Here is a 14601-nt window from a genome sequence, read left to right as displayed (position 1 = left end):
ATTTTTGCCTATTTAACCCGCAAACCGGCCGGTTTTGGGGTCGTACCCCTGGGGTACGACCCCGCTGTTAATGGGTTTTAACAGCGTCGCCGGTCGGCTTTTTCACCCTGAACCACGCCGCATACAGCGCCGGCAGGAACAATAAGGTCAGCGCGGTCGCCACGATCAGGCCGCCCATGATCGCCACCGCCATCGGCCCCCAGAACACCGAGCGCGACAGCGGGATCATCGCCAGCGCCGCCGCGGCCGCCGTCAGGATAATCGGACGGCAACGACGCACCGCCGATTCGACGATCGCCGTCCACGGATCGTGGCCGGCCTTGATGTCCTGCTCGATCTGGTCGACCAGGATCACCGAGTTGCGGATGATCATGCCGAACAGCGCGATGATGCCCAGGTTGGCGACAAAGCCCAGCGGACGCCCCAGCAACAGTAACGCCATCGCTGCCCCTGCCACGCCCAGCGGGCCGGTCAGGAACACCAGCAGCGCCCGCGAGAAGCTGTGCAGCTGCAACATCAGCAAGGTGAAGATGATAAAGATCGCCAGCGGCAGGTTGGCCGCGATCGACGCCTCGGCAGAGCCGCTGTCTGCCGCCGCCCCCTTGACGGTGATCTTGTAGCCGGCCGGCAGCGCGTCGCGCAGTGCCTTGAGCTTCGGATCGATCTGGCCGGACACGGTCGGCCCCTGAATATGGTCCCCGACGTCGGCCTGCACGGTGATCGCCCATTCGCGCCCTTCCCGCCACACCACGCCCGGTTCCCACACGAAGTGTGCCCGCGCAAGCTGGCTGATCGTCACGAACTTGCCGCTCGCGGTCGGGATATTCGTGTCGTTCAGGATCGAGATCGTGTTGCGCTCGTCGATGGGCTGGCGGATCTGGATATCGACCAGCTTGATGTCCTCGCGGAACTGCCCGACGGTGGTTCCGGACAGAATCGTGTTGGCAGCGCGCATGACGGTTTGCGATGTGACGCCAACGGCACGCATCTTGTCCTGATCCAGGTCCAAACGCAGCACCTTGATCGATTCGTTCCAGTTGTCATTGACGCCCAGGGTGTTCGGATTGTCACGCATGATGTCCTTGACCTGGTCGGCGATGGCGCGCACTTTCGCCACTTCCGTGCCCGTCACGCGGAACTGCACCGGATACGGCACCGGCGGTCCGTTCGGCAGCAGCTTGACCCTGCCGCGCACCTCGGGGAAATCGACCTTGAACACATCGACGATCTTCTGGCGCAACTCGGCGCGGGCCTTCAAATCCTTCGGCAACACGACAATCTGCGAGACGTTGGTCTGCGGGAAAATCTGGTCCAGCGGCAAATAGAAGCGCGGGCTGCCGGTGCCGACATAGCTGGTCACGCTGACCACGCCGGGCTGCTTGCGAATGAAGGCCTCGAATTTTTTCACCTGCGCTTCGTTGGCGGCAAAGGTCGTACCCTCCGGGCTCCACATCTCGACCATCAATTCGGGGCGGCTGGAATCCGGGAAGAACTGCTTTTCGATAAAGTTGAAGCCATACACCCCCAGCGCGAACACCGCCAGCGACAGCACGATGGTGGTCTTGCGGAACTCCACGCACCAGTTGACCACCGCGCGGAAGCGGCGGAAACCGGGCGTGTCGAACAGGTCGTGCTCGCTGGCGCCGTCCGCATGCGGCTTGACCTTCAGCAAGATGAAGCCGAGGTAAGGCGTGAACGTCACGGCCACCACCCATGAAATGATCAACGCCAACGCGTTGACCGAGAACAGCGAGAACGTGTACTCGCCGGCGGCCGACTTGGCCAGGCCGATCGGCAGGAAGCCGGCGACGGTGATCAGGGTGCCGGTCAGCATCGGAATAGCGGTCGAGGTGTAGGCGAAGGTGGCCGCGTCGAAGCGCGACATGCCCTCCTCCATCTTGCGCACCATCATTTCGACGGCGATGATGGCGTCGTCCACCAGCAGGCCCAGCGCGATGATCAGCGCGCCCAGCGAAATCTTGTGCAGGTCGATGTCGAGCACGCGCATGAACAGGAAGGTCACGGCCAGCACCAGCGGGATGCTCAGCGCCACCACCAGACCCGGACGGACGTCCAGCCGGAACGGCTTGGTGTGCAGGCCGAGCGCGACAAAACTGACGGCCAGCACGATCAGCACGGCCTCGATCAGCGTATGGACGAACTCACCCACGGACGCCTTGACCGCCTCGGGCTGGTCGGAGACGCGCTCGAGCTCGATACCGACCGGTAGCTTGGCCTTCATCTCGGCCACGGTCTTCTCCATGTGCTTGCCGAGTTCGATGATATTGCCGCCCTTCTCCATCGACACGCCCAAGCCGATCACTTCCTTGCCGTTGAAGCGCATCTTGTCGCCCGGCGGGTCCTGGTACTGGCGCTTGATGGTGGCGAAGTCGCCCAGGCGGAACGTGGTGCCGTTGGCGCGCAGTTCCAGTTCTTCCAGATCCTTGACCGTTTTCAATGCCCCGGTCACGCGCACCTGCAGGTTGTCGGTCGGCGTGACCAGCACGCCGGTCGACTCGACGCTGTTTTGCGTGGCGATCTGGTTGGCGATGGTCTCGATCGGGATGCCCAGCTGGGAAAACTTCTTGTGCGAGAACTCGATGTTGATCTTCTCGTCCTGCACGCCGAACAACTCGACCTTGGACACCATCTTCACGCCCAGCAATTGCTGCCGCACGAAATCGGCGTAGTCCTTCATCTCGGCATAGGTGAAACCGTCGCCGGACAGCGCGAAGATCGACCCGTAGGTATCGCCGAACTCATCGTTGAAGAACGGCCCCTGCACGCCGGGCGGCAAGGTGCCGCGCATGTCGCCGATCTTCTTGCGCACCTGGTACCAGGATTGCGCGACCTCTTTCGGCGGCGTCGATTCGAGCAGTTTAAGAATGATCAGGGTCTCGCCCGGCTTCGAATAGCTGCTGATCTCATCGATGCCTGGCGTTTCCTGCAACTTCTTTTCCAGCTTGTCGGTGACCTGTTCGGCCACCTGCAATGCAGTCGCGCCCGGCCAGTTGGCGCGCACCACCATCGCCCGGAAGGTGAACGGCGGGTCCTCATCCTGGCCCAGGTTGCTATAACTGAGGGCGCCGCCAATGAGCAAGACCGCGATCAGGTAGCGGGTCAGCGGAATATGTTCGAGCGCCCAGCGTGAGAGGTTGAAGCCCTTCATTTGGCGGCCCCGGCTGCGGGCGCGGCAGGAGCGGCGGGTGCCGGTGCCGCCACCGGCACATCGTTACCGAGGATCTTGACCTTCTGGCCCGGCTTGAGCAGATGCACGCCCGCCGTGACGATGGTCTGGCCCGGCTTGACCCCGCTGCCGATGATCAAGTCGTTGCCGGCCGCGCCGGTGACCGTGACCGGCACCAGCTTGGCGACGCCGCCCTCCACCACCCACACCGACGTCACCGATTTCTCGTTGAACAAGGCCGTCAGCGGCACCTTGATCTGAGGCGTCGCCGTTTTCGACGCGAACTGAACGACGGCCGTCATGCCCAGTTTGGCTTCGGCCAGGCTGTCCGGAATGGTCACCTTGGCCGTGTAGGTGCGGGTGGCCGGATCGGCCACCGGCGAAATCTCGCGGATCTTGCCGACCACCGATTTGGTCGGATCGGCCCACAGCCGCACATGCACGTCCGAAATCTTACGCAGCGAATCGACTTTATCCTCCGGCAAGCCGATGACGATTTCCTTGTCGCCGGACTTGGCCACCCGCACCACCTCGGTGCCGGGCTGGACCACCTGCCCCGCCTCGGCCGACACCGCCGTCACGACGCCATCGACATCCGACACCAGCGACGAGTAGCCAGCCTGGTTCGATTGCCCGCGATAAGCCGCCTGGGACGCCTCGACATTGGACTGCGCCGACTTGAAGGTGGACTCCTTCTCGTCGAGCACAGCCTGGCTGACGAAGTTCTTGGTGCGCAGCTCCTGATACCGCTTCAACTCGGCCTTGGCCAGGTCGCGGCTGGTTTCAGCCGAGCGCAGCGCCGCCAGCGACTGCGCCTGCGATAATTGCAAATCCTGCGGATCGAGCTGCATCAGCACCTGGCCTTTCTTGACCAGGGTGCCGACATCGACCTTGCGACTGACGATCTTGCCGGCGACCCGGAAGCCCAGGCGCGATTCCACGCGGGCCCGGACCTCGCCGGAGAACTCGGCGTTGACATCGACGTCGCTGCTAGTGAGCACGATGGCCCGCACCGGACGGATGTCCTCGGTTTTCTCGGGCGGCTTGGAGCAGGCGGCCACGGTGGCGGCCATCAGCAACGCCATTAAAAGAGGGGAAATCTGACGCGGGATTTTTGGGGCGACCACAGTACTTTCCTTTTTCTTGCTCTGGAGGGTAGTTGGCACTACTATTACGGGTTGGAAATAAATGACTTTCCGTTAATTAATTATAAGCCGAGCAAATCCGTTTGCAAATGACTTTTGCGTCATTAATCTAAAATATTGCTTTAGGCTGGGTGTTTATGTCTGTCGATCACTACGAGAATTTCCCTGTTGCTTCCATTTTGTTACCAAGTCGTCTACGTCCGGCGGTGGAAGCGATCTACGCCTTCGCCCGTAGCGCCGACGATCTCGCCGACGAGGGCGACGCCACGCCGGAGCAGCGGCTGGCCGCGCTGAGCGCCTACGAAGCCGCGCTCGACCGCATCGCCGCCGGCGACAGCGGCCACGCGCCGATGTTCGAACGGCTGGCGCAGGTGGTGCGCGAGTACGAACTGCCGCTCAAGCCGATGTACGCTTTGCTGTCGGCCTTCAAGCAGGATGTAGTGGTCAGCCGCTACCAGACCTATGAGGCGGTGCTGGACTATTGCTCGCGCTCGGCGAATCCCGTTGGCCACCTGATGCTGCATTTATATGGCGCGGCCGACGAACAAAACCTGCGCGACTCGGACGCGATCTGCAGCGCGCTGCAACTGATCAACTTCCTGCAGGACGTGGCGATCGACCTGCAAAAGGAGCGTATTTATATACCGCTGGAGGACCTGAACCGCTACGCCATCCTGCCCGGAGCGCTGGACCAGGCCAGCGCCCGCCCCCGCTGGCGCTCGATGATGAAGTTCGAGGTCGAGCGCGCGCGCGCCCTGATGCTGAGCGGCGCGCCGCTGGCGCTGCGGCTGAAGGGGCGGATCGGCTTCGAGCTGCGGATGATGGTGCAAGGCGGCCTGCGCATTCTGGATGCCATTGAACAGGCGGAATACGATGTCTTCCTGCATCGTCCAAAGCTGACCAAGCGGGATTGGCTGAGCGTGTTCTGGGCGTCGGTGCGCATGAAAAGGCAACTGAAGCGAGTACTGAGCGCGGCGTAAAAACCGCCGCCCGCGCGGGCTTGCCAGAAGGATAACGGTGCTTCTATACTGCGTCTTGACCAAAAGTTGAGAAAGCCAGCAAGATGCCTCTGCCGCCAGATTCCGATGCGCCCGCCGATTTCGATTTCATCATCGGCGATTGGCGCGTCGAACACCACCGTCTCAATGTGCGCTTGTGCGACTGCGCCGAATGGACGGATTTTGAAGGCTTGTCCTCGACGAGCAAGATACTTGGCGGCTTCGGCAATCTGGAAGACAACATCCTGCACTTCCCCCAAGGCTCGGTACGCGCGGTGGCGATGCGTTCGTATTGCCGCAAATCCGGGCAGTGGTCGATCTGGTGGCTGGACGGCCGCAATCCCACGCAACTCGACACGCCGGTTGTGGGCAAGTTCGACAAGCACATCGGCTTATTCTTCGCCGACGATATGCTGGACGGGAAAGCGATCAAGGTCCGTTTTACCTGGACCGCGACGCCGGGCGAAAATCCGCGCTGGGAACAAGCATTTTCGAACGACGCCGGACGCACCTGGGAAACCAATTGGAAGATGGAATTCTTCAGGATCGGCACGTAGAGGAGAACAGCGATGTCCACACATCGAATTTTCACAACGCCATTCTCGAAGGTTTACCAAACTCGCTGCGGGGTCAAGTCTGTCATTCGGACATGAGCTCGACTAACGCTGGACATGGTCCTGATTCGCGGCACTCGAACATGAACGCAAAAATGAAAAAAGCACTATTTATATGCAGCCAGAATCGCTTGCGCAGCCCTACCGCTGAACAAATATTCGCTGGCTGGCTGGATATTCCAGACGACTACGAATACATGCAGCCTGAGCTAATCAAGTTACTGGAAGCAAAGGCCGGAAAATTTCTGCGTGCGTCTTCATAAATACTACCGGCCGCAAACCGCAGGATCAACGCCCCCCCGAGGGGTCAGGCCCGACATTCGGACATTTACGAACTTTCGCGCGCAAAAAAGTTCCGCCGCCCACAGTGAATGTCCGAATGAATGTCGGCCCCGGCCCCGCTGGTTAGTCGCCTTGCAGAAGCGTAATCCGACTCTGGGTCTCTTCGCTGAAGCCCGCAAATTCCGCCTCAGTAAACACGCCATTCTGTCGCAAAAATAAGATCTTGAAAATGGCGTTTGAGCGTTTTAAATCGTTAAACATGTCGCCGAGCTCGCGGTCGCGCTCGTCCACTAATTTGAACAAGGCAAGGTAGCGCGGGTGCGCCGGCTCGTCGTGCTTGGAGGCTATCTTTTCAAATTCTGACAGTATCCGCCTGCAATAACGATCCAGCAGAACCGGCTTCAGATCCCGCACATGTCTCCAATCGGATTCTTTAATGTCTGGCATGACTTCATCTAGTAAGGATAAAGCAGCATTTTATCGAATTTCGTCGACCACGCGTCGCAGCCCAATCGCCAAACAGCAAGCCATGTCCGACATTTGCGGTTTTCCATGCCGTCGCTTGGTGAAATTCGCAATTGCCGTAGTGGCAAGTTTCTTGGAGAATGAGAGGCAATTAGACCATCCATCATAAAAATCGGAGACCCCCAACATGACAGATCACGTCCGCGCGGCCACATTCATCGCGATGACCGCCGTTGTTGCCGCCGTGGCGAGCGCCAACGCCGAAACCATCACCGTCAAGTCACCCGCCGGCAGCAACGTGGTGACCATCGACAGCGATAAACTGACCTATTCGGTCAGCCGCAACGGCAAGGTCATCATCGAGCCTTCGCCGCTCGGGCTCAACCTGGACATGGGCACCATCGGCCCCGGCGCCAAGCTGACCGGCCGCACCGGCGGCAACGTCAACGAGACGTATGACATCGTGGTCGGCAAGGCGCGCAGCGCGCCCGACCGCTATACCCACGCCGACCTGGCGTTCGCTGCCGCCGACAAACCGTTCAACTTCCACCTGTTGGTGCGGGCTTACGACGACGGCGTCGCCTTCCGCTACACCTTGCCCGAACAACCCGGCCTGAAGGCGGTCAAGGTGAAAAGCGAGAGCACGCAGTTCAACTTCGCCAAGGACTACGATTGCTGGGGCGCCAACATGGGCCGCTTCGATACCAGCTTCGAGGCCGAGTACGACCAGACCAAGGCGTCCAAACTGCGCAACTTCCACCACTACATCTCGCCGCTAGTCTGCAAGACGGGCGCCGGCCAGACCACCTTCGCGATCGCCGAGTCGGACGTCAAGGACTATCCCGGCTTCTTCCTGTCCGGACGCGGCGACGCCGGCCTGGGCGTGGCGGTGACGCTGCCGCCGCGCTTCGACAACGACCGCAACTTCCGCTCCCGCAAAACCATCTCCGCCAGCGTGCAGTTGAAGGGCCAGGGCTTCCAGACGCCGTGGCGCGTGGTGATGCTGGCCGACGCGCCGGGCGACCTGGCCGCCTCGTCGCTGATTCCCACCTTGGCCGCGCCGTCGCAAATCCAGGACACCAGCTGGATCAAGCCGGCCAAAACGTCGTGGGACTGGTGGAACGACTGGGCCGTCGACGTGCCGAACGCGGGCGTCAACACCGCCACCTACAAGGCATTCATCGACTTTTCGAAGCGCATGAAGCTGGACGATATCCTGATCGACGAGGGATGGTCGGTGGGCAGCGATATCGAACCGAACGCGGACGCCGACGTCACGCGCGGCAAGCCGGAAATGGACATGCCCGCCCTGCTCCAGTACGCGAAGTCGCAAGGCGTGGGCGTGTGGCTGTGGCTGCAATGGCAGCAACTCGACAACCAGATGGACGCGGCCTTCAAGCAGTATGAAGCCTGGGGCATCAAGGGCGTCAAGGTGGACTTCATGAACCGCAACGACCAGGAAATGGTCGACTGGTATCACAAAGTGCTGGAAAAGGCCGCCAAGCACCACCTGATGGTCAACCTGCACGGCGCCTATCCTCCGACCGGCCTGAACCGCACCTGGCCGAACTACATCACGCAAGAAGGCGTGCTGGGCGCCGAGAACAACAAGTGGAGCGCGCGCATCACGGCGGGCCACAACGTCACCTTACCGTTCACCCGCATGATCCTGGGGCCGATGGATTACACGCCAGGCGGCTTCCGCAACACCACGCCGGCCAACTTCAAGCACCGCAACCACGAGCCGATGGTGATGACCACGCGCGGCCAGGCCGTCGCCATGTACGTGGTTTATGACAGCCCGTTCCAGATGGTGTCGGACGCCCCGGCCGCCTACGCCAACGCAGATGGCGCGGAGTTCATCCAGACGGTGCCGACGTCATGGGACGAGACCCGCATCCTGTCCGGCGACATCGGCCAGTACATCGTCTCGGCACGGCGCAAGGGCGACACCTGGTACATCGGCGCCATGACCAACGAGGCGGGCCGTACGTTGAAGGTGCCGCTGTCGTTCCTGGGCAAAGGCGCATTCAACGCGCAGGTGCTGCAGGACGGCGCAGATCCGACCCGCCTGAAGACGAGCGACAGCAAAGTGTCCGCGAGCACAAGCTTGACGCTGAAGCTGGCCCCGTCGGGTGGCGCCGTGGCCGTCATCAAGCCATGAGGCCGGGCCTAACTCAACAGTAAGCTGCAAGCCGCGCGCAATTAGATCGTTGCCACTGCACAATAATGGCATCTCGTGGTATGTTCGGAAAAAACTACGAGGTGTCATCATGTTGTCACATAATTCCTACTTCGGCATGGCGATGGGCCAGTCGCAGCGCCCGGATACTGAAACATCCAAGATTGTGGAACTGGGCGTTCGCTTGCAGCAAAGCCACGGCAAGGCGTTCGCGTCGGAATTCCTGGTGCGCCGGGCGATCCCGGTCAACGTTATTGTCCGCGTGCTGTCCGATCCGCCGGGCCGACGCCGCGCCAACCGGATGCCGGCGGGCCTTTAAGCTCGACCACGTTGTGCCACGGCCGAGCTTTCTCAGATCCGTCTCGTCCTGCCCCTCCCGCCAAATAAGGAAATGGCGACTGGTACCCAGCCCCCATTCGCGTGCCTAACACTATAGAATAGCGGCTTCGATAGTCATTCCTTGCTTTTTTATTCATGTCCCCCGACGACTACTGCCAGCAAAAGACCGCCCAGAGCGGCTCCAGTTTTTATTATAGTTTTCTGTTCCTGCCGCCGGAACGTCGCCGAGCCATCACCGCCCTGTATGCCTTTTGCCGCGAGGTCGACGACACCGTCGACGAATGCACCGACGAATCGGTGGCCCGCATCAAGCTGGCGTGGTGGCGCAAGGAAATCGCCAACATGTACGAGGGCAAGCAAAGCCATCCCGTCACGCAGGCGCTGCACCCCCACCTGGCGATCTACAACCTGGAACAGCAGCATCTGCAAGCCATCATCGACGGCATGGAGATGGACCTCAACCAGACACGCTATCTCGACTATCCGGCCCTGACGACGTATTGCTGGCACGTGGCCTCGGTGGTCGGCATCTTGTCGGCCAGCATCTTTGGGGCAACCCGGCCAGAGACGCTGAAGTACGCGGAAAAACTGGGCCACGCCTTCCAGCTGACCAACATCATCCGCGACGTCGGCGAGGACGCGCGCAAGGGCCGCATCTATCTGCCGATCAACGAGCTGCAGCAGTTCAACGTGACCGCCGCCGACCTGCTCAACGCCCGCCACAGCGAGAACTTCGAAAAGCTGATGGCCTTCCAGGTCGCACGCGCCCAGCAGGCCTATGACGACGCCTTCGCGCTGCTGCCGAAGGAAGACCGGCGCGCCCAGCGTCCCGGCCTGATGATGGCCGCCATCTACCGCACCCTGCTGACCGAGGTGCGGGACGACGGCTACCACGTGCTCACCCAGCGCATTTCGCTCACGCCCATCCGCAAACTGTGGCTCGCCTGGAAGACCTATATTCGTGGTTAACGACGACGCCGTGACCGGGTCGCCGGGAGAAAAACGCTCGGCCGCGAAGGCCGAACCGTCCAATGTGCGCTCGGTTGCCGTCATAGGCAGCGGCTGGGCCGGTTGCGCCGCCGCCGTCGAGCTGGCGCGGGCCGGCTTCAAGGTCACCCTGTTCGAGGCGGCGCGCACGCTCGGCGGGCGCGCGCGCCGCGTCGAAACGGACGGTAAGCTGCTCGACAACGGCCAGCACATCCTGCTCGGCGCCTACAGCGAGACCTTGCGCCTGATGAAGCTGGTCGGCGTCGACCGCGACCAAACCCTGCTGACGTTGCCGCTGCAAATGCGCTATCCGCCCGGCGGCGGGGGCATGGACTTCGTCGCGCCGCGCCTGCCCGCCCCGCTGCACTTGGCGATCGCGCTGCTGCGCAGCAAAGGCCTGGACCGCGCCGACAAAATGAGCCTGGCGCGCTTCTCGAGCACGGCGCGCTGGATGCGCTGGCAGCTCAATACCGACTGCAGCGTCAGCGAGCTGCTGGAGCGTTTCGACCAGACCCCGCGCCTGATCCAGCTGATGTGGCGCCCGCTGTGCCTGGCGGCGCTGAACACGCCGCCAGAGCGCGCCTCCGCGCAGATCTTCCTGAACGTGCTGCGCGACAGCCTGGGCGCCAAACGCCACGCCTCGGACATGCTGCTGCCGCGCGCGGACCTGTCGGCGCTGTTCCCGGATGCGGCCTCGGCCTTCCTGCGCGCGCATGGCGGTGCCGTGCGCACCGGCGCCAAGGTGCAGGCGCTGCGTTCGATCGAAGGCCGGCTGTGGCAGGTCGACGTCAGCGGCGCGGCCGTCGGCGGCACCTGGAGCACCTATTTCAACGGCGTGGTGCTGGCCACCGGCGCCGCCCAGGCCGCCGCGCTGCTGCATGCCGTGCCCGACTGCGACACCACGGGGGTGTGCGCCCAGTTGACGGCGTTCGAGTCCGAAGCCATCACCACCGTGTACTTGCAATACGACGCCGCCACCCGGCTGGCGCTGCCGTTCTTCGCGCTGCTGGAAGACCCGCACAATTACCAGTGGGGCCAGTTCGTGTTCGACCGTGGCCAGCTCGACGCCAGCCAGGCCGGGCTGCTGGCGGTGGTCATCAGCGCCTCGGCCGGCGTGGCCGCGCAGGCGCAGGATTTGCTGGCCGAAGCGGTCGCGGTGCAGCTGGCGGCGGCGTTCCAACGGCCCGAACTGGGCCGGCCGAGCTGGTTCAAAGTCATCACCGAAAAGCGCGCCACCTACGCCAGTTCGCCTGGTCTGGTGCGTCCACGCAATGCCAGCGGCCTGCCGGGGCTGGCGCTGGCGGGCGATTACACGGCCGGCGACTACCCGGCCACCCTGGAATCGGCGGTGCGCAGCGGCGTCGCGGCGGCGGCCCATTTGAAGGGCGTCACCTAAGCCTTCCCGTCCGGTGCCCGGTTTCCGTCGCCTGCCCCGCTATTTGTGCAGCCTGTCACATGGCGTTGGCATGGGGACGGCGATCTGCGTACAGTTGCACCATCGACAAAGACGTTATTGGAACACATCATGAGCAAGCAGCAATACCTCGATGCGCTCAAGCAGGCGATGCAGGGCTTGCCACCGGAGACGGTGGCCAAGACCCTGGCCTATTACGAGCAGCGCTTTATCGACGGCCTGGTGGCCGGCAGAAGCGAAGCCGAGGTCTACAAGGAGCTCGACGAGCCGCGCAAGATCGCGATGACCCTGCGCGCCTCGGCCCACTTAAATTCTTTTCAGCAAAAGAAAACGCCGACCAACCTGGTCCGCATGCTGGTGTCGTTTGTCGGCCTGGCGATTTTCAACCTGTTCATGGTCATTCCGGCAATGGTGTACGCCGCGATGTTGCTGGCCGTCTATGTGTCGGCCTTCGCGTTCTACATCGGCGGCGTGGCGGTGACGGCCAGCGGCCTGTCGGGCCAGAACGAACTGTCGCTTGAAGGTCCGCTGCACCACGTCATGGCCCTGACCCATTCCCGTTTCGACACCAAGGAAGAGGAAGCCGAGGCCAAGAGCTGGCGCATCGCCATCAACGACATGGGCATCCAGGTCAGCAAAGCGCCGGACGGCGACGACGAAGCCGGCGCCGAGACCGTGCAGGGAACCAGCCGCGCCAGCCGCCTGTTCGACCGCGCCGAGGCGGTGGCCTCGGGCGACGTCCACATCACCACCGATTTCGACAGCGGCGCCCGCACCACGCAGACTTTCATCGGTTTCGGCTTGATCCTGGCTGGCATCGGACTGTGTTTGATCAGCATCGTGCTGACGCGCTACACCGTGATCGGCTTGCGACGGTATGCGGCGATGAACATGTCGCTGCTGCGCGGACGCTAGGGAGGAATCAAATGCGTGCATTACTCAAAATCGGAATCGGGCTGTTGCTGCTGTCGTTCTTGCTGATCGGCGTGACCTACAGCATGCTCAAGGCCTACGGCACCACCAGTCCGACCAGCGTGGCGGGCCGCACCTTGAGCGGCGAAACCCGCAAGGTCGACGCGATGGCGGTGACCGTGGTGTTGGAGGGGCCGATCGACCTGATACTGACCCAGGGGCCGACGGCATCGATGAAGGTGCGCGGCGAACAGCGCTCGCTGGCCAATATCGAAACCATCCAGGACGGGCGCGATCTGCACATCGGCACCAAGGGCATGCTGCTCAATCCAAAACACCGCTTGCAGGTGGAGCTGGTGCTGCCGATGCTGGAGGAGCTGACGGTGCGCAGCAGCGGCGACACCAAGGTGTCCGGATTCAGCGGCGACAGGCTGGAGCTGCGGCTGCACGGGTCGGGCAACGTGAACTTTTCGGGGCGCTATCGCAATCTGGTCGCCGGCGCGCATGGCAGCGGCAACCTGCATCTGAACGCCGGCAGCAGCGAGCATGTGGAGCTGGAGTTGGTCGGTTCGGGCGAGATCAAGTCGTCGGGCAGCTGCAAGACGCTGGACGCGCAGTTGACCGGCTCCGGCGACCTGGATGCGCGCCATCTGGCGGCGGACACAGTGACGGTGGACTTGAAGGGTTCGGGCACCAGCCATGTCTTCGCCAAGCAGTCGGCGGATTTGACCTTGCGCGGCAGCGGCGACATCCGGGTGCTGGGCAATCCGGATCAGCGCAATGTGAACCGCAGCGGTTCGGGTGACGTCAGCTGGGAATAGAACGAACGGTTTTCCAGGCCAGGGCATCGCGTCCGGCGGCGAGCCCGCTCGCCAGACACGCCGTCAGCAAATACCCACCTGTCGGCGCCTCCCAATCGATCATCTCGCCGGCCACGAACACTCCGGGCGCGGCCTTCAACATCGTGCCCTCCAGCGCATCCCAACGCACCCCGCCGGCGCTGCTGATCGCCTCGTCGATCGGGCGTGGCCGCACCAGCCGCACCGGCAGCATCTTGATCGCCTGCGCCAGCATATCCGGATCACCGTATTCGTCCTTGCTTAAACATTCGCGCAGCAGCCCCGCCTTAACGCCCTTGATCCCCAACCGGCTTTGCAGATGACTGGCCAGCGACCGCGCGCCACGCGGCCGCGTGACTTCATCGGCAACCCGCTCCGCCGACAAATCCGGCAGCAAATCCAGATAGATCGTCGCGCTGCCATCGGCGACGATCTGCTCGCGCAAAGCCGCCGACAACGCATAAATCAAACTCCCCTCGACGCCACCGGCAGTCACGACGAACTGTCCCTGCTTGCGGAATTGCACGCCATCCGCGCCTTTGGAGATGATCGCAACAGTGGTCAGCGGCTCCCCGGCGAAACGGCCGCTGAAATGCTCGCTCCAGTCGACATCGAAGCCGCAGTTGGCCGGCGCCAGCGGCGCCACGTCGACCCCGCGGCCCGCCAGCAGCTGCACCCAGGCGCCGTCCGAACCCAGTCGCGCCCAGCTGGCGCCACCCAACGCCAGCACCACCGCGTCCGCGCTCACCGTCAACTCGCCGTCGGGCGTCTGCAGCAGCAAGGCGCCATCGCGCCAGCCCAGCCACCGGTGACGCATGTGAAACCTCACGCCGTCCTCGCGCAGCCGGTGCAGCCACGCGCGCAGCAAAGGCGCGGCCTTCATATCGGTCGGAAAAACCCGGCCGGAGGTGCCGACAAACGTCTCCACCCCAAGGCCATGCACCCAGTCGCGCACGGCCTGCGGGCCGAAGGCATCCAGCATCGGCCGCAACGCGGCGGCGGCGCCGGCGTAGCGCGGCACGAAGTCCGCATACGGCTCCGCGTGGGTGATGTTCATCCCTCCGCGTCCGGCCAGCAGGAACTTGCGGCCGACCGACGCCATCGCGTCATACACGTCCACCTGCGCGCCGCCCTGCGCCAGCGTTTGCGCGGCCATCAGCCCTGCGGGCCCGCCACCGATGACGGCGACGCGAAAAGGTGTCAAACTAGACTGCATGCATTCGGTCCGATACGATCG

General features: G+C 62.9%; 13 protein-coding genes. 9 read left to right on the top strand and 4 right to left on the bottom strand.

From position 1 onward, the window contains the following. Positions 1 to 67: 67 nt before the first annotated feature. Together AC0IYS_RS14975 and AC0IYS_RS14970 are read right to left on the bottom strand one after the other, a co-directional pair. The gene (locus AC0IYS_RS14975) at positions 68 to 3169 is read right to left on the bottom strand and encodes an efflux RND transporter permease subunit (RefSeq protein WP_471705890.1); all 3102 of its coding nucleotides are present in this window, start codon (positions 3167 to 3169) and stop codon (positions 68 to 70) included. After that, positions 3166 to 4314, bottom strand: a complete 1149-nt coding sequence (locus AC0IYS_RS14970; RefSeq protein ID WP_471705889.1) for an efflux RND transporter periplasmic adaptor subunit — start codon at positions 4312 to 4314, stop codon at positions 3166 to 3168. The genes AC0IYS_RS14975 and AC0IYS_RS14970 overlap by 4 nt, the downstream gene beginning before the upstream one ends. Before the next feature lie 155 nt (positions 4315 to 4469). On the opposite strand from AC0IYS_RS14970, the gene hpnC reads away from it, so the two are divergent. From hpnC to AC0IYS_RS14955, 3 genes are all read left to right on the top strand, one after another. Continuing rightward, positions 4470 to 5312 carry a squalene synthase HpnC gene (gene hpnC / locus AC0IYS_RS14965; protein WP_471705888.1) on the top strand — a complete coding sequence of 281 codons (843 nt, stop codon included), beginning with the start codon at positions 4470 to 4472 and terminating at the stop codon, positions 5310 to 5312. Between the two features lie 83 nt (positions 5313 to 5395). Further along, positions 5396 to 5887 (top strand): DUF1579 domain-containing protein, encoded by a 492-nt coding sequence (locus tag AC0IYS_RS14960; RefSeq protein WP_471705887.1) that lies wholly within the window; start codon positions 5396 to 5398, stop codon positions 5885 to 5887. 140 nt (positions 5888 to 6027) lie between these two features. Continuing rightward, the gene (locus tag AC0IYS_RS14955) at positions 6028 to 6207 is read left to right on the top strand and encodes a hypothetical protein (RefSeq protein WP_471708965.1); all 180 of its coding nucleotides are present in this window, start codon (positions 6028 to 6030) and stop codon (positions 6205 to 6207) included. Positions 6208 to 6349: 142 nt separating this feature from the next. On the opposite strand, the gene AC0IYS_RS14950 is transcribed toward AC0IYS_RS14955, so the two are convergent. Beyond that, entirely contained in the window at positions 6350 to 6673 is a 324-nt protein-coding gene (locus AC0IYS_RS14950) for a hypothetical protein (protein WP_471705886.1), read from the bottom strand. Between the two features lie 205 nt (positions 6674 to 6878). Between AC0IYS_RS14950 and AC0IYS_RS14945 the strand changes: the two genes are divergently transcribed. The 6 genes from AC0IYS_RS14945 (at position 6879) to AC0IYS_RS14920 (ending at position 13346) form a co-directional block, all read left to right on the top strand. Beyond that, entirely contained in the window at positions 6879 to 8855 is a 1977-nt protein-coding gene (locus AC0IYS_RS14945) for a glycoside hydrolase family 97 protein (protein WP_471705885.1), read from the top strand. A 109-nt stretch (positions 8856 to 8964) separates the two neighbouring features. Further along, positions 8965 to 9192, top strand: coding sequence for a hypothetical protein (locus AC0IYS_RS14940; protein WP_229210457.1), 228 nt, complete (start codon positions 8965 to 8967; stop codon positions 9190 to 9192). Positions 9193 to 9347: 155 nt separating this feature from the next. Next, a complete protein-coding gene (gene hpnD / locus AC0IYS_RS14935; RefSeq protein ID WP_471705884.1) occupies positions 9348 to 10181 on the top strand; it encodes a presqualene diphosphate synthase HpnD in 834 nt (277 codons plus the stop codon). A gap of 10 nt (positions 10182 to 10191) precedes the next feature. Further along, the gene (hpnE, locus tag AC0IYS_RS14930; protein ID WP_471708875.1) at positions 10192 to 11595 is read left to right on the top strand and encodes a hydroxysqualene dehydroxylase HpnE; all 1404 of its coding nucleotides are present in this window, start codon (positions 10192 to 10194) and stop codon (positions 11593 to 11595) included. Positions 11596 to 11724: 129 nt separating this feature from the next. Further along, complete coding sequence (locus AC0IYS_RS14925) at positions 11725 to 12528, top strand: DUF1700 domain-containing protein (protein ID WP_471705883.1); 804 nt, start codon at positions 11725 to 11727, stop codon at positions 12526 to 12528. A gap of 11 nt (positions 12529 to 12539) precedes the next feature. Beyond that, positions 12540 to 13346, top strand: coding sequence for a head GIN domain-containing protein (locus tag AC0IYS_RS14920; RefSeq protein ID WP_471705882.1), 807 nt, complete (start codon positions 12540 to 12542; stop codon positions 13344 to 13346). On the opposite strand, the gene AC0IYS_RS14915 is transcribed toward AC0IYS_RS14920, so the two are convergent. Further along, the gene (locus AC0IYS_RS14915) at positions 13333 to 14580 is read right to left on the bottom strand and encodes a TIGR03862 family flavoprotein (RefSeq protein WP_471705881.1); all 1248 of its coding nucleotides are present in this window, start codon (positions 14578 to 14580) and stop codon (positions 13333 to 13335) included. The two genes, AC0IYS_RS14920 and AC0IYS_RS14915, sit on opposite strands and share 14 nt — an antisense overlap. Between the last annotated feature and the right edge of the window lie 21 nt (positions 14581 to 14601).

Source organism: Duganella sp. AC237 (assembly GCF_979254035.1).
Note: the sequence above shows the minus strand (reverse complement) of the source record. Positions and strands in the feature narration are given on the sequence as shown.

Bases quoted from the DNA above. Each gene is read 5' to 3' on its own strand.
- AC0IYS_RS14955 (WP_471708965.1), top strand. From the start codon at position 6,028: ATGAACGCAAAAATGAAAAAAGCACTATTTATATGCAGCCAGAATCGC.
- AC0IYS_RS14960 (WP_471705887.1), top strand. From the start codon at position 5,396: ATGCCTCTGCCGCCAGATTCCGATGCGCCCGCCGATTTCGATTTCATC.
- hpnC (WP_471705888.1), top strand. From the start codon at position 4,470: ATGTCTGTCGATCACTACGAGAATTTCCCTGTTGCTTCCATTTTGTTA.
- AC0IYS_RS14975 (WP_471705890.1), bottom strand. From the start codon at position 3,169: ATGAAGGGCTTCAACCTCTCACGCTGGGCGCTCGAACATATTCCGCTG.
- AC0IYS_RS14925 (WP_471705883.1), top strand. From the start codon at position 11,725: ATGAGCAAGCAGCAATACCTCGATGCGCTCAAGCAGGCGATGCAGGGC.
- hpnD (WP_471705884.1), top strand. From the start codon at position 9,348: ATGTCCCCCGACGACTACTGCCAGCAAAAGACCGCCCAGAGCGGCTCC.
- AC0IYS_RS14945 (WP_471705885.1), top strand. From the start codon at position 6,879: ATGACAGATCACGTCCGCGCGGCCACATTCATCGCGATGACCGCCGTT.
- AC0IYS_RS14950 (WP_471705886.1), bottom strand. From the start codon at position 6,673: ATGCCAGACATTAAAGAATCCGATTGGAGACATGTGCGGGATCTGAAG.
- AC0IYS_RS14940 (WP_229210457.1), top strand. From the start codon at position 8,965: ATGTTGTCACATAATTCCTACTTCGGCATGGCGATGGGCCAGTCGCAG.
- AC0IYS_RS14920 (WP_471705882.1), top strand. From the start codon at position 12,540: ATGCGTGCATTACTCAAAATCGGAATCGGGCTGTTGCTGCTGTCGTTC.
- AC0IYS_RS14915 (WP_471705881.1), bottom strand. From the start codon at position 14,580: ATGCAGTCTAGTTTGACACCTTTTCGCGTCGCCGTCATCGGTGGCGGG.